17 protein-coding genes are annotated in these 23102 nt (G+C 65.6%); 4 read left to right on the top strand and 13 right to left on the bottom strand.

Annotation, left to right across the window (positions count from 1 at the left end):
- Positions 1–108: 108 nt before the first annotated feature.
- The 6 genes from FA90_RS24030 to glnA all read right to left on the bottom strand — a co-directional run bounded on the left by FA90_RS24030 (position 109) and on the right by glnA (position 9313).
- The gene (locus tag FA90_RS24030) at positions 109–2880 is read right to left on the bottom strand and encodes a TonB-dependent receptor (protein WP_036173363.1); all 2772 of its coding nucleotides are present in this window, start codon (positions 2878–2880) and stop codon (positions 109–111) included.
- Between the two features lie 223 nt (positions 2881–3103).
- Positions 3104–4069: a magnesium/cobalt transporter CorA gene (gene corA, locus FA90_RS24025; protein WP_036173361.1), complete on the bottom strand. Its 966-nt coding sequence runs from the start codon at positions 4067–4069 to the stop codon at positions 3104–3106.
- 348 nt (positions 4070–4417) lie between these two features.
- Positions 4418–5929 (bottom strand): nitrogen regulation protein NR(I), encoded by a 1512-nt coding sequence (ntrC, locus tag FA90_RS24020; RefSeq protein WP_036173359.1) that lies wholly within the window; start codon positions 5927–5929, stop codon positions 4418–4420.
- Positions 5930–5993: 64 nt separating this feature from the next.
- Positions 5994–7079 carry a nitrogen regulation protein NR(II) gene (gene glnL, locus FA90_RS24015; RefSeq protein WP_036173356.1) on the bottom strand — a complete coding sequence of 362 codons (1086 nt, stop codon included), beginning with the start codon at positions 7077–7079 and terminating at the stop codon, positions 5994–5996.
- A gap of 17 nt (positions 7080–7096) precedes the next feature.
- On the bottom strand, positions 7097–7618 hold the full coding sequence (locus FA90_RS24010; RefSeq protein ID WP_036173353.1) for a hypothetical protein: 522 nt from the start codon (positions 7616–7618) through the stop codon (positions 7097–7099).
- Positions 7619–7897: 279 nt separating this feature from the next.
- Positions 7898–9313 carry a type I glutamate--ammonia ligase gene (glnA, locus tag FA90_RS24005; RefSeq protein ID WP_036173350.1) on the bottom strand — a complete coding sequence of 472 codons (1416 nt, stop codon included), beginning with the start codon at positions 9311–9313 and terminating at the stop codon, positions 7898–7900.
- A 288-nt stretch (positions 9314–9601) separates the two neighbouring features.
- On the opposite strand from glnA, the gene FA90_RS24000 reads away from it, so the two are divergent.
- Positions 9602–10060 (top strand): rhodanese-like domain-containing protein, encoded by a 459-nt coding sequence (locus tag FA90_RS24000; RefSeq protein WP_051972050.1) that lies wholly within the window; start codon positions 9602–9604, stop codon positions 10058–10060.
- Positions 10061–10236: 176 nt separating this feature from the next.
- Positions 10237–11328 carry a hypothetical protein gene (locus FA90_RS23995; RefSeq protein ID WP_036173347.1) on the top strand — a complete coding sequence of 364 codons (1092 nt, stop codon included), beginning with the start codon at positions 10237–10239 and terminating at the stop codon, positions 11326–11328.
- Between the two features lie 12 nt (positions 11329–11340).
- Here the strand turns inward: FA90_RS23995 and FA90_RS23990 are convergent, their stop codons facing one another.
- From FA90_RS23990 to FA90_RS23960, 7 genes are all read right to left on the bottom strand, one after another.
- Positions 11341–12714: a TAXI family TRAP transporter solute-binding subunit gene (locus tag FA90_RS23990; RefSeq protein WP_036173345.1), complete on the bottom strand. Its 1374-nt coding sequence runs from the start codon at positions 12712–12714 to the stop codon at positions 11341–11343.
- A 1-nt stretch (position 12715) separates the two neighbouring features.
- Positions 12716–16414 (bottom strand): transglycosylase domain-containing protein, encoded by a 3699-nt coding sequence (locus FA90_RS23985; RefSeq protein WP_307172334.1) that lies wholly within the window; start codon positions 16412–16414, stop codon positions 12716–12718.
- A 334-nt stretch (positions 16415–16748) separates the two neighbouring features.
- On the bottom strand, positions 16749–17534 hold the full coding sequence (locus FA90_RS23980; RefSeq protein ID WP_036173341.1) for a molybdopterin-binding protein: 786 nt from the start codon (positions 17532–17534) through the stop codon (positions 16749–16751).
- A 121-nt stretch (positions 17535–17655) separates the two neighbouring features.
- On the bottom strand, positions 17656–18483 hold the full coding sequence (locus FA90_RS23975; protein WP_307172332.1) for an EI24 domain-containing protein: 828 nt from the start codon (positions 18481–18483) through the stop codon (positions 17656–17658).
- Positions 18480–19484: a sterol desaturase family protein gene (locus tag FA90_RS23970; protein ID WP_036173338.1), complete on the bottom strand. Its 1005-nt coding sequence runs from the start codon at positions 19482–19484 to the stop codon at positions 18480–18482. The genes FA90_RS23975 and FA90_RS23970 overlap by 4 nt, the downstream gene beginning before the upstream one ends.
- Positions 19481–20269: a polysaccharide deacetylase family protein gene (locus FA90_RS23965; RefSeq protein ID WP_051972258.1), complete on the bottom strand. Its 789-nt coding sequence runs from the start codon at positions 20267–20269 to the stop codon at positions 19481–19483. The genes FA90_RS23970 and FA90_RS23965 overlap by 4 nt, the downstream gene beginning before the upstream one ends.
- A 47-nt stretch (positions 20270–20316) precedes the next feature.
- Positions 20317–21288, bottom strand: coding sequence for a cytochrome D1 domain-containing protein (locus FA90_RS23960; RefSeq protein WP_036173335.1), 972 nt, complete (start codon positions 21286–21288; stop codon positions 20317–20319).
- 194 nt (positions 21289–21482) lie between these two features.
- Between FA90_RS23960 and FA90_RS23955 the strand changes: the two genes are divergently transcribed.
- Positions 21483–21839, top strand: coding sequence for an FKBP-type peptidyl-prolyl cis-trans isomerase (locus FA90_RS23955; RefSeq protein WP_036173332.1), 357 nt, complete (start codon positions 21483–21485; stop codon positions 21837–21839).
- Between the two features lie 64 nt (positions 21840–21903).
- Positions 21904–23052 (top strand): IS5 family transposase, encoded by a 1149-nt coding sequence (locus tag FA90_RS25960; protein ID WP_081934136.1) that lies wholly within the window; start codon positions 21904–21906, stop codon positions 23050–23052.
- The last annotated feature ends 50 nt before the right edge of the window (positions 23053–23102 follow it).

Raw genomic sequence — 23102 nt, 5'->3', positions numbered from 1 at the left:
CGGCGTCAAGGCCTTCATCGACCGCTACGGCCTGCGGCCCTGAGCTGGTACGAAAAAAAACCGCAGCCGAAGCTGCGGTTTTTCGTCATGCGCTGAAAGCTGGCGCGCTTAGAACTTGTAGTTCGCGCTCAGGTAACCGGTCTGGCCATGCACGTCATACCAGGTCGGATCGTAACCCGCCTGGAAGTACGAACCGGCGGTGATGACGTCGGTCGGCTTGCGGTTGAACAGGTTCTTGATGCCGGCGGTCAGGGTCAGGTTCTTGATGCCGGCGTAGCTGCCCTGGATGTCCCAGGTCGAGAACGCGCCGACGTGCTGGGCGATGATCGGACCGTTGTCATAGTCGGTATCGGCACGCGCGTTGTCGTAGTACCCGCTCTGGAAGTTGTTGATCAGCGAGGCGCTCCAGTCCTTGCGCTTCCAGTCCAGGCTCAGCTGGTCCTTCCAGCGGAAGATGATGCCGGCCGTGACCGCGCTAAGCACGTTGCCCTGGTTGTCGATGGTCGCGGCGACGCTGCGCTGCACCGTGCCGTCCGGCAGGGTCAGGTCGTACTTCGAGGTGTAGGTACCATTCAGGCGCAGGCCGAAGTTGCCGTAGGTCGGGCTCTTCAGGAAAGCGTAGCGCGCGTCGAGGTCGATGCCCTGGGTCTTCACGCTGCCGGCGTTGATGTTGGTGCCGACGATCGAGGTGATGTTGCCGCCTGCATCACGAGTCACCAGGCCGGTGTAGGCCGGGTTGCCCAACGCCGCCTGGGCGACGGTGGCCTGCGGCGCCAACGTGGTGACCAGGTTGTTGACGTTGATCTTCCAGAAGTCGACGGCGATCGACATGCCCTTGACCGGGTCGACCACGAAGCCGAACGAAGCCTGCTCGGATTTCTCCGGCTGCAGGTTCGGGTTGCCGCCGTAGAGCACGTTGAACTGGCCGCTCTGACCGGTGACCGGATCCTTGAAGTTGGCGCTGGTGCCGAGGGTCTGCTGGTTCAGCAGCTCAGGCAGCGACGGCTCGCGGAAGCCTTTGCCGTAGGACGCGCGCAGCAGCAGTTGCGAGAACGGCTGGTAGCGGAAGCTGACCTTCGGGTTGGTCGCCGAGGCGCCGGGGTAGCGGTCGTGGCGGACGGCCACGTCGGCTTCCAGGTGCTTGACGATCGGGATGATCGCTTCGGCGAACACGGCCGAAGAGGCGCGCGAGGCCGACAGCGGCAGCTGGGCGCCGCCGTAGCCCGACACGTCGCCGCTCTGGTACGCCTGGCTCGGGTTGATCGACAGGTTCTCGTCGGCCATCGAGGCGCCGACAGCGACGCTGACCATGCCGGCCGGAAGCTTGTACACCTCGCCCGAAATCTTGGCGTTCAGGGCGTCGTTGCGCAGCACGGCGTTCATCACCGGACCGACGTAGTTGGTCGCGTAGATCTGCTGGGCCAGGGCCGGGCTCTGGTACTGGGTGAACGGGTTGAAGGCGTTGTTGTTGCTCAGCAGGCCGACCAGAGCGGTCTGGTTCTGGTAGCCCTGGATCGCGCGCTCGGTCACGTCGCTCGAGTTGTGGGTGTAGGCGACGTCGTAGTCGAAGCCCTTGACGGTGCCGGTGAAGCCGGTCACGAAGTGCGTGGCAAGCGCGGTGTCGCGCGCGATGCGGTCGCCGCCGTCGAAGGCGCGGTAGCTGACCGAGACCGGCTGGCCGTTGATGGCCGGGGCGTTGGCCGCCAGCCAGGCGCCCGGGTAGTACGGGCTGCTCGGCTGGATGACGATCGACGGGTACTGGTTGTTGGCGGCGAACTGCGGGTCGGTCGACAGGAAGCTGTTGCTGTACGGCGAAGCCTGGCCTTGCTGGGTCGTCTCGTTGCGCGAGAAGAAGCCTTCGGCGAAGAACTCGGCGTTGTCGTTCAGCTTGAAGTGGAAGCTGCCGCCGACGTTGGCGCGCTTCACGGCCGGAACCAGGTTGCCGTACGGCGAGCTGTTGAAACGGCAGTCGCCATAGACGGCGTCGTAAGCGCTGCCGTTGGCGGCGCAGTTGTTCGGCGACAGCGGATTGCCGATGGGCGAACCGGTCTGGCCCAGCGAGTTCGGCACCACGCCCTGGGCGTTGCGCTGGGTGGTCGGCAGGAACGGGCTGATGGTGCCGCTCGGAGTGGCGCCGGCATCGCGGAAGCCGTTGTTTTCCCAACCCTGGCTGGCGTAGTCGCGCTGGCGGCCGAAGATGGCCTCGTCCTTGCTGAAGTCAGCCGACACGGTGAAGTTGTAGCGGTCTGCATCGAGGTCGCCCCAGCCGGCCAGGATGCTGGCCTTGTGGGTCTGGCCGCCGCCGTAACGGCTGACGCTGGTGTAGCCGCCCACTTCCACGCCCTGGTAGTTTTTCTTGGTGATGAAGTTGATCACGCCGCCGATCGCGTCGGAACCGTACACGCCCGAAGCGCCGTCCTTCAGCACTTCGACGTGGTCGATCTGGGCCAGCGGGATCGAGTTGACGTCGACCGCGGTGCCATCGGTGGCGTAGTTGCCCAGGCGGCGGCCGTTGACCAGCACCAGGGTCTTGCTTGCGCCCAGGCCGCGCAGCGACGCGGTCGATTCGCCATAGGTCGACAGGCCCGCACCTTCGGCCTGGTTGGTGGCGCCGGCCATCGAGTTCGAGCTCAGCGTGGTGAGCAGCTCGGCGGTGTTGGTGGCGCCGGTGCGGGCGATGTCGGCGGCGGTGACGGTCTGCACCGGCAGCGAGCCTTCGACGTCGGCACGCTTGATCGACGAACCGGTGACTTCGACGCGGGCGATGGGGGCCGACGCATCCTGCGCCAGCGCGGCTTGTGCGGACAGGCCCAGGCCCATCACGACGCCGCTTGCGAACATCACGCGCACCGAGCGCGAAATGATAGTTTCCTTCAGCATTGAAAATCCAGACTCAAGAGTTGATCCAAGACGTTCGGGTCACAGTGGACATTGACCCAATCGGGGAACGCATCTTGAGCGGCTGCTTACTGAAGGTCAATCTTTACGATATCGAAATGAGGGGAAAGAGCAACATTAACATTACGAAACAATATAACACTTGCCGAGGCGATTTTTCACTATCAAATTGTTCTCTGAATCTCACCGAATGTAACGACAGTCATTACAACCAGCCGGACTTCTTGAACAATCGGTAGAGGTAGCCGCAGACGCCGACCATGATCGCCAGCGCCATCGGATAGCCCCACTTCCAGTTCAGCTCGGGCATGTACTTGAAATTCATGCCCCACACACCGGCGAATGCCGTGAACACGGCGAAGATCGCGGCCCACGACGCCAGCCGCTTGTTGACCTCGCTTTCGTCGATCGAGACCATCGACAGGTTGACCTGGATCGCGGTGGCGATCGTGTCGCGCACCGCGTCGAGCCGGCTGGCAATGCGGATCAGGTGGTCCTGTACGTCGCGGAAGTAATCCTGGGTGCCTTCGACCAGCTTGGGCACGCGCCCGTTGGTGAAATGGCCGACCGCGTCCAGCAGCGGCATGACGGCATGACGCAGCGTCAGGCCCTTGCGCTTGAGCTGGTACAGGCGCTCGACGTTCTGGCGCTGGGCGCCGTGGGTGAAGATGCGGTCCTCGATGGTCTCGAGTTCGGATTCGAGCATGTCGACCACCGGGAAATAGCGGTCGACCACGGCGTCCATCAGCGCGTACAGCACGAAGGCCGAGCCCATCTGCAGCAGGTGCGGCTCGCGTTCCGCGCGTGCGCGTACGCCCAGGAAGCCCTGTTGCGAATCGCGCCGCACCGACAGCACGTAGTTCGGCCCGGCGAAGATCGCGACTTCGCCGCTGGTCAGGCCGTCGCCTTCGATGTCGACCGTGTGCACCACGGCGAACAGGCAGTCGCCGTATTCCTCGACCTTGGGCCGCTGGCGGCCGCGCGCGGCGTCCTCGACCGCCAGCTCGTGCAGGTTGAACTCTTCCTGCATCTTGGCCATCTCTTCGGCGGTGGCGTCGCGCAGCGCGACCCAGACGAAGCAGTCGGGCTTGTCGAGATAGTCGCTGATGTCCTCGATCGGGATATCGGACAGTTTTTTGCCTTCCTGGTAGGCGACGCAGTTGATCAGCATGGGAATTTCGGCGCGGCAGTGCTCGTTGTGCGGACGGCAAGAGCTTACACCATCGCCGCGCGACGGGGGGCATGCGCATGACGGAGCGGTAATGTGGACCACCCGTCGCCCCGGCGCAGGGCGGGGTCCATGCTGATCAGGGGCCTGGACTCTTTCGGATAACGTCCCCGGACTCTTTTCGGAATAGAGTTCCCCGAACTCTTTTCGGAATAGAGTTCCCCGAACTCTTTTCGGAATAGAGTCCCCCGGACTCTTTTCGGAATAGAGTCCCCCGGACTCTTTTCGGAATAGAGTCCCCCGGACTCTTTTCGGAATAGAGTCCCCCGGACTCTATTCCTCCCCCGGACCTTATTCCTCCTTCGCCCCGTCGATGCCCAGCTCGGCGATCTTGCGCGTGATCGTGTTGCGCCCGATGCCCAGCCGGATCGCCGCGTCGTTCTTGCGGCCGTGGGTGTGCTTGAGCGCCGTGCGGATCAGCGCCGACTCGAACTGCCGTCCCAGCACGTCCATCACTTCGACCTGGCCGTCGGACAGCATGCGCGCGGCCTGCAGCTCCAGCAGGCCGATCCAGCCCTCGGCCCCGGACGGGAGGCCCGCCAGCGCCGTCAGGCCGGTCGCGCCGTCCGCCGGCGCGTGTTGCGGACCGGCCGAGGGCGCCGGCATCGCCACCGTCGCCGCCGCGGCCAGGCTGTTGGCGCCGGCGGGCGCGGCCTGGGTCAGGTCGCGCGGCAGGTCTTTCACCTCGACCGTCTGGCCCGGCGCCATCACCGTGATCCAGTTGCACAGGTTCTCCAGCTGGCGCACGTTGCCCGGCAATTCCAGGCCGGACAGGAAGCGCTGCGCGTCCTCGCTCAGGCGCTTGGGCTCGACGCCCAATTGATGAGCGCTCTGCACCAGGAAGTGGCGCACCAAAATGGGGATGTCATCGCGCCGCTCGCGCAGGGATGGCAGGCGCAGGCGGATCACGTTCAGGCGGTGGTACAAGTCTTCCCGGAACAGGCCGTCGCGCACGCGCTGCTCGAGGTTCTGGTGCGTCGCCGCGATCACGCGCACGTTGGCCTTGACCGGCTGGTGCCCGCCGACGCGATAAAAATGGCCGTCGGACAGCACCCGCAGCAGGCGCGTCTGCAGGTCGAACGGCATGTCGCCGATCTCGTCGAGGAACAGCGTGCCGTTCTCGGCCTGCTCGAAGCGGCCGCGCCGCATCGCCTGGGCGCCGGTGAAGGCGCCGCGCTCGTGGCCGAACAATTCGGATTCGAGCAGGTCCTTCGGGATCGCCGCGGTATTGAGCGCGATGAACGGCTGTTGCGCGCGCGGACTGTGCTTGTGCAGGGCGCGCGCCACCAGCTCCTTGCCGGTGCCGGATTCGCCGGTGATCAGCACGGTCACGTTCGACTGCGACAGCCGCCCGATCGCGCGGAACACCTCCTGCATCGCCGGCGCATGGCCGAGAATCTCGGGCGTCTCGCTCGGAGCGATGTCGACGCTGGCTTCGCGCAGGCTTTCTTCCAGCGCGCGCCGGATCAGCGCGACCGCCTTGTCGATGTCGAAGGGCTTGGCCAGGTATTCGAAGGCGCCGCCCTGGAACGAGGCGACCGCCGAGTCGAGGTCGGAAAACGCGGTAATGATAATGACCGGCAGGCCCGGATGCTGCTCCTTGACGGCCGCCAGCAGGTCCAGTCCGGATTCGCCCGGCATGCGGATGTCCGACACCAGCACCTGCGGCGTTTCGAATTCGAACGCGGCCAGCGCTTCGCGCCCGCTGGCGAAACTGCGGGTCGCTAGGTTTTCGCGCGCCAGGGCTTTTTCAAGGACCCAGCGAATCGATGCGTCGTCGTCGACAATCCAGATTGGTTTCATGTGTTTCGTGCTTTCCCGCGATGGTTCATTTCAGTGGACCACAGCCGCACTCGACACCCGCCGCTTATGGCAGCGGAATCATGATGCGGAAGTCCGTGAGCCCAGGCCGGGATTCGCACTCGATCAGTCCCATGTGCTGCTGCACGAAGGTCTGCGCCAGCGTCAGCCCGAGGCCGCTGCCGCCTTCGCGCCCGGAAACGAGCGGGTAGAAGATGCGGTCGCGGATCTCGGGCGCGATACCCGGTCCATTGTCGATGATATGCAAGTCTAATGCCAGCCCGTAACGAACCTTGGCCAGGGTGATCTGGCGCGCCACCCGCGTGCGCAGCACGATCTCGGCGTCGCCTTGCGCGATGCGCGCGCGCAGGGCCTGGGCGGCGTTGTGGACGATGTTCAGCACCGCCTGGATCAGCTGCTCCTTGTCGCCGCGGAACTCGGGGATGGAGGCGTCGTAGTCGCGCCGGATCGACAGGCCGGCCGGGAACTCGGCCAGCACCAGGCTGCGCACGCGCTCGCACACCTCGTGGATGTTGACGTCGCCGACGATGTGCGGACGCCGGTGCGGCGCCAGCAGGCGGTCGACCAGCGTCTGCAGGCGGTCGGCTTCCTTGATGATGACCTGCGTGTATTCGCGCAGCGCGGTCAGGTGGGCGTCGGGCAGCTCGAGCTCGAGCAATTGCGCGGCGCCGCGGATGCCGCCCAGCGGATTCTTGATCTCGTGCGCCAGGTTGCGGATCAGTTCCTTGTTGGCCTGGCTCTGGTCGAGGATGCGTTCCTCGCGGTCGAGCTTGAGCTGCTGCACGTTCTCGCGCAGCTCGATCACGACTTCCAGCTCGCCGGCCGCGCTGACGATGCTGTGCACGTGCAGCGGTTCGCGTGCGGGACGGTGCAGCGTCAGGTCCTGGCGCAGGTCGGCGTATTTGTGGGCGAACGCCTGCTCGCACAGCGCGGCGAGCTCGTCGCCGTTGGTGAACAGGCCGGTCAGCTTCTGGCGCGACAGCGACTTGACCGAGACCTCGAGCAGGTGTTCGGCAGCCGGATTGGCGTAGCGCACGTGGCCGGCGCCGTCGATCACCAGTACGCTCGATGCCAGCAAGTCGAGGCCGGCAAAGCGCTCGTGCGCGGGAGGGGTGGCCGGGATCTCGTTCATGAATTATTGGCGGTCACTTAGCGGATATTTGCAATCTCGCGCCTGAGCGCTTCGATGTTCTTTTCGCTGCGGCTGATGTCGTCGCGCATCTGCGCCACACGCTCCTGGTACTTGGCGTAGTTCTTTTCGTTGCCCTGGCGCTCAGGCTCGCCGTTGTTGAAGTCGCGCTTGAGGTTGGCCAGCTTCTGCTCCTCGGCGCGCAATTCCTCGTCGAGGATGGCGCGGCGGTCGTCGTCGCGCGCGCGCTGGGTGGCGCTGTCCACGCGCGGGAAATTGTTCGGGCTGGCGACCGGCTTGGCGCCCTGGCGCATGCTCGCGGCGGGATTGCCCGGGGCCGCGTTCGAAGGCGTCGGCGCACGCGGGGCCGGCATGTAGCCGGGCAGGTCGAGCGCCTTGCAGCCGGGCTTGTTGACGTCGGTGAACTCGACGCGGCCGCTCTTGTCGACACATTTGTAAACGGTCGAATCCGCGCGCGCGCCCGCATGGGCCAGTGTGCACGCCAGCGCCAGCGCGAGATAGCTGCTCCTTGTCATTCGCATCAGTCGGTCGACGCCCGCTCGGGCGGTGATTGGAATCGTTCGACTATACCGCATCCAAATGGAAACGCGGGGAGGCCGGCTGGCTTTCCCCGCGTTTTTGTTACCGTGTGGATACACCTTTAAAAGACGAACCACAAGGATGCCTCGAAAACCGTAGCGAGCGGCCGCAGTTTCGTTTGAGAAGCGCAGCTGTACATCCGGTACAGCAAGCATCGCAAGCCTCGGCGGCCCCAACGAAAATGCAACGCGCAGTAAGTTTGCGAGGCGTCCGACCCCGGATTACGACGAGTAGTACATGTCGAACTCAGCCGGGTGCGGGGTCATGCGCAGACGCTGCACTTCGCCCATTTTCAGCTCGAGGTAGGCGTCGATCATGCTGTCGCTGAACACGCCGCCGCGGGTCAGGAACTCGCGGTCCTTGTCGAGTGCGGCCAGCGCTTCTTCCAGCGAGGCGCAGACGGTCGGGATCAGCTTGTCTTCTTCCGGCGGCAGGTGGTACAGGTCCTTGGTCGCGGCTTCACCCGGGTGGATCTTGTTCTGGATGCCGTCCAGGCCGGCCATCAGCAGCGCGGCGAAGCACAGGTAGACGTTGGCCAGCGGGTCCGGGAAGCGCGTCTCGATGCGGCGGCCTTTCGGGTTCGCCACGTGCGGGATGCGGATCGAGGCCGAGCGGTTCTTGGCCGAGTAAGCCAGCTTGACCGGGGCTTCGAAGCCCGGCACCAGGCGCTTGTACGAGTTGGTGCCCGGGTTGGTGATCGCGTTCAGGGCCTTGGCGTGCTTGATGATGCCGCCGATGTAGAACAGCGCGGTCTCCGACAGGCCGGCATAGCCGTCGCCGGCGAACAGGTTCTTGCCATCCTTCCAGATCGACTGGTGCACGTGCATGCCCGAGCCGTTGTCGCCATTCATCGGTTTCGGCATGAAGGTCGCGGTCTTGCCGTAGCTGTGGGCTACGTTCCAGATCACGTACTTCAGGTTCTGGGTCCAGTCGGCGCGCTCGACCAGGGTCGAGAACTTGGTGCCCAGCTCCATCTGGCCGGCGCCGGCCACTTCGTGGTGGTGCACTTCGACCGGAATGCCCAGCGATTCGAGGATCAGCGACATTTCCGAACGCATGTCCTGGAAGCTGTCGACCGGCGGGACCGGGAAGTAGCCGCCCTTGACGGTCGGACGGTGGCCGCTGTTGCCGCCTTCGAATTCCTTGTCGGTCGACCAGGACGCTTCTTCCGAGTCGATCTTGACGAAGGAACCCGACATGTCGATCTTCCAGCGGACCGAGTCGAAGATGAAGAATTCCGGCTCCGGGCCGAAGAATGCGGTGTCGCCGATGCCGGTCGACTTCAGGTAGGCTTCGGCGCGCTTGGCGATCGAGCGCGGATCGCGGTCATAGCCCTTGCCGTCCGCCGGTTCGATCACGTCGCATTGCATGAACACGGTGGTCTCTTCCATGAACGGGTCGATGTTGGCGGTGTTCGGGTCCGGGATCAGCAGCATGTCCGATGCTTCGATGCCTTTCCAGCCGGCGATCGACGAACCGTCGAAGGCGTGGCCGGATTCGAACTTGTCGGCGTCGAAATGCGAGATGGGCACGGTCACGTGCTGCTCTTTGCCGCGGGTATCGGCGAAGCGCAAATCAACGAACTTGACTTCGTTGTCCTTCAGCATCTGCATTACGTCTGCGGCGGTCCTTGCCATTCGTATCTCCTAATTGAAAAAGGGGTGTCGACAACGCCACGCGGCGCGGTCGATAGGCGCATACGTGATTATGCACGAAATATGCCAGCACTTGACTATGAGCAAATAAACAATCAATCGTTGGTGTGTGTGGTATATGCCCCGTAAAATCAACCGTCCGGCCGATTCGCACAACTTTGATGCGTGCTCATGCATATGCACCAATGAAGTGCAATCGCGTCAGTATGCACCAAGTTAAGGCGCGCTGCACCAAATGTGCGAGCCCGGCCATGCAACCAGGAGAAAGCAATGAATAGCACTGACGAGATCCTCGACCAGGCCCGCAATCGCGGCGCCGGCCTGCCCTATGCTGGCGCAGTCACGCCCCAGGAAGCGTTCGCGCTGGTGCAGAACGATCCCAAGGTCAAGCTGGTGGATGTACGCACCAACGCGGAACGCGACTGGATCGGGCGCGTCGCCATCCCCGAGGCCCAGCACGGTGCAGTCCAGTGGAGTCTTTATCCGGGCGGCGCCCCCAACCCGGATTTCGCCGGCCAGCTGCAGCAGGTCGCCGACAAGGACGACGTGCTGCTGTTCCTGTGCCGCTCGGGCGTGCGTTCGCGCCATGCGGCCCGGGTGGCCACCGAGCTCGGCTACGACAAGGCCTTCGACATCCTCGAAGGCTTCGAGGGCGACCGCGATGGCGACGGGCATCGCAAGACGCTCGGTGGGTGGTGCAAGGCGGGCCTGCCCTGGGTGGGAGCCTGATCCGGCTGGCATGGCGACACATCAAGCGGCAAGCCACGCCGTATGCGATCCCGGGCCACCCGATCGTCGAGCTCGTGACGCCGTGACGTCGGCAGGTCCAGGCGTGACAATTGCTGACAATGTAAGGACGTTGGCATGCTAGCATCGCCGCTGACTTTCATTCTCCGGAGCCTTGCATGACCCGTTCCCCGTCGTCTTCCCGCGCGCGCATGCGCGTCCGCCTCGCCTGCGCCGCGCTTGCCGCCATCTGCGCGGGCGCGCTCACGGCTTGCGGGCCGGGCGGGCCCAAGCCCAAAACGGCCGATGACGGCGACAGCGGCGGCAATACCGGTCCAAGCCGCGGCATCACGCTGCTGGCAGGAAGTGCGACGCTGTACGGCAGCCGCGACGAAAACGGTTCCAAGGCGAGCTTCAATTCGCCGCGCGGCATCGTGGTCGACACCGGCGGCAACCTGTTCGTTGCGGACGAGAACAACCGGGTGATCCGCAAGATCACGCCGGACGGCACGGTCTCGACCTTCGCCGGCACGGCAGGCGCCCAGGCCAGCGTGAATGGCAATGGCAGCCGAGCTCGTTTTACGGACCCGACTGCACTCGCGATCGACGCCAGCAACAACCTATTCGTCCTCGATGGCTACAGTATCCGCAAGATCACGCCCTCTGCCGACGTCAGCACGCCGGTGACGCTGCAGTCCAGCGGCTTCGGCGATAACCTCCGTCTCCATCCTGCCGGTATTGCGATCGATTCATCCGGCAGCCTGTTCATTACCACCGGCGTCGACACCCGACGCCTGTCCGGCGCCCAATATCAAAACGCGATCACACTGGAGGGCCCGGTCAACGACAGTCTCGACAACGTGCTGGTGCCGCGCGGCGTTGTAGTCAATGCCGACGGCGTCGCCTACGTGGCCGACCTGAACAACACCATCAGCCGTGCCACGTCCGGCGCGACCAGCCTCACCCACTTCGCCGGCGTCTCGAGCGGCGGTAGTGCGGACGGCAACGGCAGCCAGGCGAGTTTCCGCCAGGTCGTGGCATTGACCGTGGCCAAAGACGGCACGCTGTACGCGGCCGACGCGCAAAGCAACACGATCCGCAAGATCACGACCGGCGCGGTAACGAGCACGGTGGCCGGCCACATCGGCGGCACGACGCTGGTGCCGGGCAGCCTGACAAACTCGCTGGCCAACGTGGCCGGCATCACGGTCGACGCCAACGGTGTCCTGTACGTCACCTCCGGCAACGCCGTGGTGAAGATCGTGCCCTGACGGCGCCGCGTTCTACAGGTCCTCCGCGCGCCGCTGCGGCGCCGCGCGCACGCGCTGGCGCACCAGGTTGATGTGGCTGCGCAGGCCGTACAGCGCGTCGGCATAGGCCAGCGGGATCGAGATGTGGTTGACGCGCCGTTCGATGTCGTCGAGGCGGCGCAGCTGCTCGGCCTGCACCTCGGGACGGTGCGCCTCGGGTGCGCTTTCCACCGCCAGCTCGACCGCGCGCAGCTGGCCGTACCAGCGGTACACGCGCGAGCGCACGCGCCAGGCGTACAGCGGCGGCACCACTTTCGACAGCGGAATCACCAGCGCGGCCAGCGCCACCGCGACCACCCACAGCCGGTCGAACAGGTTGGCCAGCCAGAACGACAGGTAGCGCTGCAGGAACGGCGGACCGTCGCGGTAGTACTTGGCGGCCTCGCGCGCGACCGGGATCTCGCTGTAGCGCGGCGACGGAAATTGCCCCTGCTGCTGGAACCAGCCGGCGCCGCCATGGATCTCGGTGGCGGCCTTGACGAATGCGTCGATCAGCGCCGGGTGCAGATCGGCGCGCGCCACCAGCGTGGCGGTCGGGGCGATCAGCTGGAAATCCTTGGAGGGAATGTCGCGGCCCAGGTCGACGATCCCGCGCGGCAGCACCACGTGGGTCAGGAAGGGCAAACGGTGCGTATAGGCCTCGGCCTGGCGGAAATCGAACAGCTGGACGCCCGGGGTCTGCAGCAGCATCTGGATCAGCGGCGCTTCCGGCGCCGAGCTGAACACCAGGCCGTCGATCTGCCCGTTCAGCAGCGCCATCGTGGCCGGGGTGTTCTCGAGCTTTGATATCCGCAAGTCGCCTGGCTCGACGTTGTTGGCCGCCAGCAGCTGGCGGAACAGTTGCGGCACGCCGGTGCCCTCGGGGCCGAGGTTGATGCGCAAGCCTTTCAGCTGGGTCAGGCTGCGCAGCACGTCTTTCCGTTTATCGGACGCGCGCAGGAACAGCCAGACCGGCTCGGTGAACAGGCTGCCCAGCGAGACCAGGTCGGCGCGCGCGGCCGGGGCGGCCGAGGCAGCCTGCCCGGCACCGGTCGAGCCGCTCTGCACGAAGGCGATGTCGACCTGGCCGTCTTTCAGGCGCTGCAGGTTGTAGGCCGAGCCGAGCGAGCGGCGCAGCTCGACACGGATGCCGTCGCGCGCCAGCACGGCCGCGTACTTGCGGCCGAATTCCTCGTAGGCGCTGTTGTCCTGGCCGGTCGCCAGCACCACACGGCGCGGCGGCTCCGGATCGACGACGAGATAGGCGACCGCGCAAGCGATCGCCACCAGCACGGTGGTCGGCGCGATGGCGACCAGCAGGTCACGCAGCGACACCAGGCTGAATTTGCGCAGGCGCGGCGCTTTCACGTCACTGCAGCACTTCCTCGACCGCGGCCGGTTTCCGACGCGCCGGCTTGGATTCGCCGTCGGCCGGTTTCTGACGCGCCGGCCTGGATTCGCCGTCGGCCGGTTTGGCCGGCTTGGCGTGCGCCTCCGGTTTGGCGTGCACCTCCGATTTGGCGTGCACCTCCGGTTTGGCATGCGCCTCCGCCTTGGCGCGCGGCTCCGGCTTGGCGGCGCTTTCGGCTTTGGCAGAGCTTTCGGCTTTCGCAGCACCTTCAGCCTTGACAGCGCCTTCGGCCTTCTGATGCGGCTTCGGCGCAGGCGCCGCGGCGCCCTCTCCCGCCGCCTTGACGGGCTTGGCCTCGGTGGCGGTCTTGGCCGGCGCGGCAGCCGCCGCAGGCGCAGCCGTTTCCTCCTGCGCATCGGTCGGCGCCGCCTCCGATTCGACCTGGTCGCGCGCCACGTCGTCGGTCGGCGCAGCCGCGGCCCGAGCAGCCGCCTCGGCCGCGGCCGCCTTCTGCGCCGCCGCGGCCATGGTCGGCGTCGCGTGCGCGTCCGGCACCAGCACCGTCTGGCTCTTCTCGATCATCGGCATCAGGCTCGGGCCGAGGTTGACCAGCAACTGCACCGGCAGCGCGCTGGTGAAGTCGTAGTTCTGCGACTGCGGGCCGTGCACGTAGGCGGTCATGGTGCCGAAGAAGCGCTCGCCGATGTTGAACACGAACGTCGCCGAGCGGTTCACGTAGCGCGACTCGATCAGGCGGTGGCCGGCGCCGAACACGTCGAAGCGCTGGTCGCCGGTACCGGTCTTGCCGCCCACCATGATGACGCTGCCGTCTTCCTTGACGAAGGCCTGCTTGACGCGCTTGGCGGTGCCGACCTGGGCCACGCCCTGGATCGCATGCACGACCGCGTGCGCCACTTCCGGATCGAGCACCTGCTCGCTGCGCGGATCCTGCTTGCGCTTGACCAGGGTTTCGTACGGCGTGTCTTTCGCGAAGTGCAGCGAATCGAGGCGTTCGGTCGGCTTGCGTACGCCGCCGTTGACCAGGATGCCCATCAGCTCGGCCAGCGCGATCGGACGGTCGGCCGAGGCGCCCAGCGTGGTCGCGTACGATGGCACCAGCGAATCGAACGGGTAGCCCATCTTCTTCCACTGCGCGTGGATCTTGAGGAAGGCTTCGACTTCGAGCAGGCCGGCGATGCGCTTGTCCTGCGCATGCTTGCGGTGCGTCTTGAACAGCCACGAGTACACTTCCTGGCGCTGCTTGGTCGAGGCGCCGACGACTTCGTCCCAGCCGGCCTTCGGATGCTGGCGCAGGTAGCCGACCAGCCACAGCTCGAGCGGGTGCACCGAGGCGATGTAGCCACGGTCGGCCAGCGACATCTGCTGCGGGTCGTAGCGCTCGTACAGCTCGGCGACCTTGTCGTCGTCGACCTCGGCGGCCGACTCCAGGTTGGCGTGCAGGAAGGCGCCGAACTGGGCCTGCGTGGCTTCGGGCGCGATCGTGCGCTCGACCGCCGCCAGCTTGGGCGCGGTCGGGCGCACGCCCTGCACCAGCAGCTGCACGATCTCGTCCGGCGCGTGCCCGCGGTACTTGTTCCAGAAGCGCGCCAGGAAGTCCTTGCCTTCGCGGTCGGCGAAGCGCGACAGGTAATCGGCGCGGCGCGGGTCGTCGGCGTCGGCCAGCAGCTGGGCCGAGGAGCCCGGCAGCTGGAACATGTAGTAGCGCACCACGTCGCGCATCAGGCGCACGAACAGCAGGTTGGTCGAGTTCTGCAAGCCTTCCTGCACGGTCAGGATGCGGCTGTCGTCGGTGTGGCTGAAGTTGCCGAAGATGTGCACGCCACCGCCGGTGAAGAAGGCTTCGCCCGGGTTGCCCGAGTACTTGCGTTCCATCGCCGCCGCCAGCATGGGTTTGAGGCCGCGGTCGGCGCCGTCAGGCAGGGCCTTGAAGTAATCGACGGCCCACTGGCTCAGCCGGTCCTTCGGATCGACGGCGACCTTGGCGAGTTCCGCCTTGCTCATCGGCTCGTAGCGCTGGTGCAGCTGGTCGACGATGTCGAGGTAGGTGGTGAGCGTACGCAGCTTGGCGGTCGAGCCGAGGTCGAGCTTGGCGCCCTCGTTGATGTCGAGCGGCTGGTCGTAGTTGTCGGTCTGCACGCGCAGGTAGTTGACCTTGTCGCCGCGCTCCATCAGCGTGAAGCTGTACACGACCTGGGCCGGGTCGCCGTTGCCGAGCAGGCCCTTGCCGGTCAGGCCGGCGTCGATCGCGGCCTGGTTGTCGTTCAGCTTGCGCAGCGCGGCCGTGACGGCTTTTTCGGCCTCGCCGTTCAGCGTGGTCACCACCGACAGGTCGAGGCGATCGAGGTTGTACAGGCGCGAGTCGCCCAGCAGCGTGGCCAGGTGGTTGCGCACCGCGTTGGCGGCCTTGCGGGTGACGAACGTATTGGCCGGCGGCGGCGCCACGCCCGAGCCGAGCGCCGGATGCAGCACGGTGGCCAGCGCGGCGTCGCGCAGTTCGGTCGAGATGATGCCGTTGGCCGCCAGCACGCGCAGGTGCGAGTTGGTCAGCGTTTCCAGGTCTTTTTCGCCGGCGCCGAGGTAATACGCCGGACGGCGCTGCGCGATCATCAGCGACAGCGCTTCCTTGTACACCAGCGCGTATTCCGGGGTCACGGCATTGCCGGCCAGGATGCGGTTGACCTGGGCGAAGTCGCGCCCGTACCAGACCCACATGCCGTCGCCGATGCCGTTGACTTCGCCGTAGCCGAGCTTGGCCGACAGCGGCACCGAGTTCAGGTATTCGAGCACGATGCGCTGGCGCGTGCCGGTGGTGTCCTCGCCGTCCTGGTAGGAACGGATCGTGGCCGACACCATCTGGCGCAGCTTCTCGCCCGTCGAGGCGGTGCGGCCTTCGGGCGAGTGGCGGTATTTTTCGATCTGCGTGGCCAGCGTGGAACCGCCGGCGACGCGTCCGCCGCCGCCCAGGTGCAGCGAGTGCACGATCTTGTCGAACACCGCTTTCGAGAAGCGGTCCCACTCGACGGCCGGATTGCGCTTCGGATAGGTGGTGTCGAGCAGCTCGCGGTTCTCGATGTACAGCAGGCTCTTGACCAGCATGCCGGGCGCCTCGTCGAACCTGCCGTACAGGCGCTCCGGGAAGCGCGCCGAGAACAGCGGCTGGCCGCTGTAGTCGAGGATGTCGAGGCCGGCGCGGATCTTCTCGTGGTAAGTCGGGTACAGGCCGTGATCGGCCAGCTCGAGCATCTTGGGCGACATGCGCGCCTGCGACACGATCTCGTAATCGCGCTGCTTCAGCTTGGCGAGATAGTTGGGCAGGTTCGAATAGCCGAGCCGGTCGTCGTAGGGGCTGGCTTGCGGGAAGCGGATCGCATCGCTCGGCCCGGCCTCGACGCGGTAGCGCAGCTTTTGCGCCAGGTCGGCAAAGAAGCGGGCCTGCAGCGTCGAGGTGCGGCTTTCGTACACCGCAAGGCCGGAACCGGCGGCCACGGCCAGCAGGAACAGCACCAGCAGCGAACGCTTGAGCTTGCGCCAGCGCGGCCGCGGCTTGGCCGGCGGCTCCGAAGGCGGCGGCGACTCGGCATCGGACGCGCCGGGCGGCAGCGCGTCGTCGAGCGGGGCCGACTGGGAACGGGCCGGGCGTACCGGCGCATCCTGCACGGCAGCCAGGATCGGCATGCCGGCAAGGGCGGGTTGCACTGTAATCGGCTGCTCCGGGGCCAGGCCGCGGAGGCGGCGCAGCATGCGAGCAAGGACGGGGGCGACGAGGCGGGGCCGTGCGAGACGGCGTTTACTTTCCATGATGGCTCAACCGGTTTGAATCAATCTGCTGCACTTCCCACCGCATTCCGGCCTGCATCAGGTCGTGACGATGTTGCGCAAGGGCAATGCAATCTTACCGCCGATTGCACTGCTTCTGGACATCATTCCACCACATCAATGTGAAATACAGACGTCACTTCCGCAGTTTTTTGACGTCCTCGTTTTATTTTCGCAAAAAAACAACGGCTCAGTTTGCTGGAGCGTACCCGTCCTACAACGGCTGATATTCGGCGCCCAAACGGTCGAGTTCGGCGGTCATGTCGGCGAAGGCCGCGGCCACCTGGTCCGGCTCGCCCTTCGCGCCCAGTTCGATGTGGCGGCGGGTCTGGGCGTCGCCCACGCTCGGCAGGCTGAACACGCGCACGCCGGGATAGCGCGTCTCGAGCTGCTCCATCAGCGGGGTCAGGGCCGACTCGGCCTGGCCGTAGACCAGCAGTGCGCGCTCGGCGTGGGCCACCTTGTGGAACAGGTCGGCGTAATGGGCGTCCAGCACCCAGGCGATCATCGGCCAGGCCATGACCGGGAAGCCCGGCACGAAGTGATGATGCCCGACGGTAAAGCCGGGAATCTTGTTGTACGGGTTCGGGATCAGCGCCGCGCCTTGCGGAAACTCGGCCATTTTGAGGCGATGCAGGTTGTCGGGCGAAGCCAGGTCGGCATCGACGCCTTCGTCGCGCGCGCTGTCGAGGATGCGTTCCTGCACCAGGCGCTTGCCGTCCGGATGCAGCTCGAGCGGCACGCCGAGCGCCGCGGCGGCGCACTGGCGCGTGTGGTCGTCCGGCGTGGCGCCGATGCCGCCGCAGGAAAACACCACGTCGGGGCCGGCCAGCGTACGTTTCAGGACAGCGGTGATGCGCGCCGGGTCGTCGCCGACGACTTCGGCCCAGGCCAGCTGCAAGCCGCGCTCGGCCAGCAGTTCGATCACCTTGGGCAGGTGCTTGTCGCTGCGTTTGCCGGACAGGATCTCGTCGCCGATGATGATGAGGCCGAATGCCATTGCACACTCCAGGGGAAGAAGAGGACTGCACAGTGTGCCACGAAGCGCCTGCGCGCGCCGCCGCGCACGCGCACGCGCATGCATGTGCGCACGCCTGCGCGCGCGAGGCTCGGGCTCAGGTTCAGTCCTTGGCGCCGGCGCCCTCGCCGGCCGCGGCGCGCAGCTCGGCCAGCGCCTGCAGGCAGTAGTACTGGAACCACAGGCCGGTGAAGATGAAGATGATCAGGTACAGCCAGATCGACAGCACCGCCAGCACCGGGAACAGCACCACCGAGATCAGCGCCCCGCCGATCCAGGCCACGCCCGGCAGCGCCCCGAGCAGGCCGGACACGGTGCCGATCAGCAGCAGCTGGCGCCGGCGCGTGCTCACGATGGCCTGGCGCTCCTGGCGGCTGGCGTGGATGGACAGCGCGTCGTAGCTCATCACGCGCGCGGTCAGCCAGCCCCACAGCAGCGCCTGCACCACCAGCGCCACCGGCGCCAGCGCATACAGCGGCAGCGTCACCAGCCACATCAGCGCGAACAGCACGATGCCCCACAAGTTCACGCCCAGGCTGCCGAGGAAACTGCCGCCCTCTTTCCGTTCCAGCGTCGGGAATTGGACGCGGCTGACGTGGCGCGCGATGGCCGGCATCGCGCCCACGCCGATGAACAGCAGCGAGGTGATGATCATCAGCGGCAGCAGCACCAGCATCGCCGCCAGCGGCACCGCCAGCGCCTTCAGGAAGCCCAGGCCGAGCGTGGCCAGCACGTTCGAGCTGGTCTCGAACAGCCCGTACTCGGCGAACACGCCCTGCAGCCAGTCGAGCAGCGGCTGCATGCCGGTGTACAGCAGGCCGCCCCACAGCGCCAGCGACAGCAGCAGCGGCACCACCGACAACATCAGCATGCGCCCGGTGAACTGGGAACGCAGCGCCCGGCCATAGGCGACGGCGATCGGGCGCATCATGCGGTCTTGCGCCCGAAGGCTTCACACAGGCGCACCAGGCCGAGCCATTGCTGGCGCCAGAAGCCACGCCCGTAATCGCGTGCCGGGCGCAGCGCGCCGTCGGCGCCGATGCGCTCGAACTGGTCGACCACGCCGGTGCTCTGCCAGCCAGGCGCGAAATTGGCGGTGCCGAACAATTGGTCCCAGACCGGCAGCAGCACGCCGAAGTTGCAGCCGCCCAGCTCGCGGTCGCGCGGGGCGTGGCCGTGCTTGAGCGCGTGATGGGTGCGGTGAAAGCGCGGCGACACCAGCAGGTGCTCGCCGAAGCGGCCGAAATGGATGCGCACGTTCGCATGCTGCAGGCTTTGCAGCACGCGCGAAACCGACACCAGCAGCACGTACTGGCTGGGGGCCACGCCGATCGCCAGCGCGATGCAGGCCATGGTCACGTCGCGCAGCAAATCGTCGAGCAAGTGGTTGCGGTCGTCGCTCCACAGATTCATGTCGCGCTGGCTGTGGTGCAGGCTGTGCAGCGCCCACGACCAGCGGAATTTGTGCTGGGCGCGATGCAACCAGTAATCGAAGAAGTCGAGCACGACCATGTACAGCAGGAAAGCGGCGAGCGGGTGAAAGCCCGACATCCACGCCTCCAGGTTGAACGGATGCACCCCTTGCATGCGCAGGGCGCCGGCCAGGCGGTCCATCAGCGGGTCGAGCGTGAAGAATACCGCCATGCTGAACAGGCCGAGGCGGTGCACCACGGTGTAGAGAAAATCGTTGCGGCGCGCGCGCCGGGCGCGCGCCCGGTCATCGATACGCTGCGCGGGAATCAAGGTTTCGAGCGGGCGCAGCACGAGGTACAGCGCGGCCAGTTCGCAGGCGCCGGTGAGGAACCATTCGACGCCGTCGAAGGCGTCTTCGATGTACTCGCCCAGGCCGGCGGCGAACATGGCCGGCTGGACCACGGTCTCGAACAGCCAGCCCTGCAGGGCGGCGAACCAATCGAGGAAAGTCTGGATCATTGCGGCTTCGTTGTCTCTAACTGATAGTCCGGATGGGCATGCAGTGTAGCGAAACAAAAACCTTTTTGCTTGAGGCCGACGAGCAGCGGCTCCAGGTCGGCCGGCGCCCACGGGTCCTTGCGCGACCAGATGCCCATGTGGGCCATGAAGATGTCGCCGGCCTTGAGGTTGTCGAGCGCGCGCTTGAGCAGCACCGCGTTGGAAAACTGGCTGCTCGACGTCTCGTCGCCGGAAAAGCCGGCCGGCGCCCAGCCGACGTGCTTGTAGCCGCAGCTGGCGACCGCCTTCAAAATGTTGGGCGAGGTGTGCCCGCCGGGGGTGCGGAAGTACGGGTCGATGTGGCGCCCGGTCAGTTCCGTAAAGCGCGCGTCGACGCGGCGGATCTCGTCGCAGTACTGCTGCCGGGTCCAGGTTTCCGGCTTGCCGCCGTGCGCGCCGAACTGCGGCTTCACGACGATGCGACCGTCGGGCAGGTCGCGCTGGAAGTAGACGTGGTCGAAGGTATGGCTGCCGAAGGCATGCCCTTCCGCCACCCGCGCCTTCCAGAACGGCGCCCAGGACGGGTCGAGCGACCAGTCGCCGCGCACCGTCTTTTCGTTGGCCAGGAAAAACGTCGCCTTGACGTCGTGCTTGTGCAGCATGCCGGCGATCAGCTCGGCCTGCGACTGGCTGCCGGTGTCGAAGGTCAGGTAGATCGTGCCACTGCAGGCCGCGGGCGCCGCGGCGGCGGTATCGGCCAGCGCGTGCGCATCGGCGTCGCAGTTGACACCGGTGGCGCCGAACAGCGCCGCCGACAACAGCGCCGCGGTGCGCTTGAGGAAAGTCAGGCGGATCACAGGCGCGGCGCCGAGTTGGCGAAGAACACCCCGTGCGGCGAACGGCCGACCGGGATCAGTTTCAATACCTTGCGGCTGGCCACGTCGATCACGGCGACCTTCTTGATCCAGCGCAGCGTCACCCACAGCGTCTTGCCGTCGTCCGTCAGCTCCATGCAATCGGGTCCGCCCGGGACCGGGATCATGCCGACGTTTTCCAGCGTGTTCTGGTCGATGATGTTGATCGAGTTCTGCACGCGGTTCGACACGAACACGTGGCGCTTGTCGCCGACCGCGCGGAAGTTGTGCGCGCCCTTGCCGGTCTTGATGTGCTTGACGCTCTTCTGGGTGCGCCAGTCGATCACGTCGACGTAGTCTTCGCCCATGATCCCGACCAGCAGGTATTTGTCGTCCGGGGTCATGACGATGCCGGCCGGCAGGCGCCCGACCGGCAGCGTCCACTTGATCGCGCCGGATTTCAGGTCGATCGCGCTGACCTGGTCGCTGTCCTGGCGGGTGATGAAGGCCGTGGTGCTGCCGGCGTCGAAGGCGATGTGGCTGGGCATGCGCGGCATCGGGATGCGATGGCTCAGCGCCAGGTTGTTGTTTTCGTACTTATAGATGTCGACGCGGTCCAGGCGCAGCGCGGTCGCGACGAAATACTTCTGGTCCGGCGAAAAGCCGATCTGGTACGGGTCGAGCACGTCCGGCAGGCGGCGCTGCACCTTGCCGCTGAGCGGATCGAGGAAGATCAGCTCGTTGCCGACCGAGCTGGCCACGATCAGCGACTTGTTGTCCGGCGTCGCCATCAGGTGATGCGGCTCCTTGCCGACGGCGAAGGTGCCGTTGTCGGCGCCGGTCGCCTGGTCGAGCAGCTGCACGGTGGCGTCGCGCGAATTCAGGACCACGACCACGTTCGCATCGGCGGCCTGGACGGCGAACAGCGAACAGAAAGCGGAGAGGACAAGCTTGGAGAGACGGCGCGGCATGGCTGGACAAAGGCCCGGTGAACGAAAAATGTAATTCTACGGGGAAACTTTGACCGGGTAATGACCGAGTACATACAAATCTGCGTTTTGGCGCGCCGCCGCAACACCCTCTCCGTAAAGCGTGGTGGAGTCGTCAATAGTGCTTTGTCATGCCTTGCATTACAATCGCCCTTCGACTAAACAAAGGGAACATCATGTCCACCAACACTACCAATTCCGGCCTGCAATATGAAGACACCGTCGTCGGCAGCGGCGAAGAAGCCAAGGCAGGCCAGTACGTCACCGTGCACTACACCGGCTGGCTGCAGAACGACGACGGCAGCGCCGGCGCCAAGTTCGACTCGAGCAAAGACCGCAACGACCCGTTCCAGTTCCCGCTGGGCGCCGGTCACGTGATCAAGGGCTGGGACGAAGGCGTGCAGGGCATGAAGGTCGGCGGCGCGCGTCGCCTGATCATCCCGGCCAGCCTGGGCTATGGCGCACGCGGCGCCGGCGGCGTGATTCCGCCGAATGCCACGCTGATTTTCGACGTGGAACTGCTGGGCGTCTAAGAGGGTGTAGACAAAATCAATAACGTAGCTGTGGCATGCTATCCCGATGTGGAAGGAGCATGCCATGGCAACGAAACATCCACTCGACGGTACTAAGCCCTCAAGCAACGTTGGCGGCAGGCCGCCGGCGTTGAAGCCTGAGCATATCGCGATTTTGCACGACATCGTGACGGAGCGCGCCCAAGCCAGTTTGCATGAAATCGCCGACGAGCTGCATCGCCGCTGTGGGTTACGCGTTTGCGATGCAACGATTCGACGCGTGCTGCGTGCGCAAGGCATCGTACGGCTCAAGCCAGCGCGCCGCGCGCATACGGAGCGAGCTGAGGGCGCCAAACGGTATGGCTACACGGCAGCGCACCGACGCGAGGATATTTCCCCATACAGCACCAATCTGACAGATGCCGAGTGGGAGCTGGTCGCTGATTTGTTCGAGCGATTACCAGGAAAACGCGGCACGCCTGTGCATTACAGCCGCCGCGATCTGGTAAATGCGTGCTCGTATGTACTGCGCACGGGTTGCGCCTGGCGGCTGTTACCCGAGACGTTTCCACCTTGGCAGGCGGTCTACAAGGCATTTTCGCGCTGGGTCGAAGCCGGCGTATTCGAGCAGATGCAGGACCGGCTGCGCGAACAATGGCGTGCACGAATGGGACGCGCGAGTACGCCGGCCGCAGCAGTGATCGATGCACAGTCCACTCGCGCGTCGCCACAAGGTGGCGAAAGCGGATTCGATGCAGGCAAGAAGGTCAAAGGACGAAAGCGCAATCTCGTCGTCGATACAATGGGGCTGCTCATCGCAGTCACGGTGACCGCCGCGAGCGTGCAGGACCGAGATGCTGCCGCAGCCGTGGTTGCGCAAGCGTGCGCCAAGAGCCCTCGGCTCGAAAAGCTTTACACCGACGGCGCGTACGGTGGGAAGTGCGCCCATGATATCGAGCAGGCGCATCATATTCGTGTCGAAGTCGTTCGTCGTCCAGGTAACAGCACGATCGGAACGCTGCACGATCCCAAGACGACATCTGAGCCAACTGCTGTTATCAACTCAGGATTCACGATCCTGCCCAAACGCTGGGTCGTTGAACGAACCCACGCTTGGACCGAACGCTGGCGCCGCACAGTGATGCATCACGACCGCAAACTCGCGGTATCAGCGGCTTGGGTTTGGCTGGCCGAGGCACGTATGCTACTCAGCAGGCTCGCTTATCAAGGTTGATTTCGTCCACACCCTGTAAGCGCGCGTAACAAAATCCCCCATGGCTGCGT

The sequence above is a fragment of the Massilia sp. 9096 genome (genome assembly GCF_000745265.1).
GTDB lineage: Bacteria > Pseudomonadota > Gammaproteobacteria > Burkholderiales > Burkholderiaceae_D > Telluria.
Note: the sequence above shows the minus strand (reverse complement) of the source record. Positions and strands in the feature narration are given on the sequence as shown.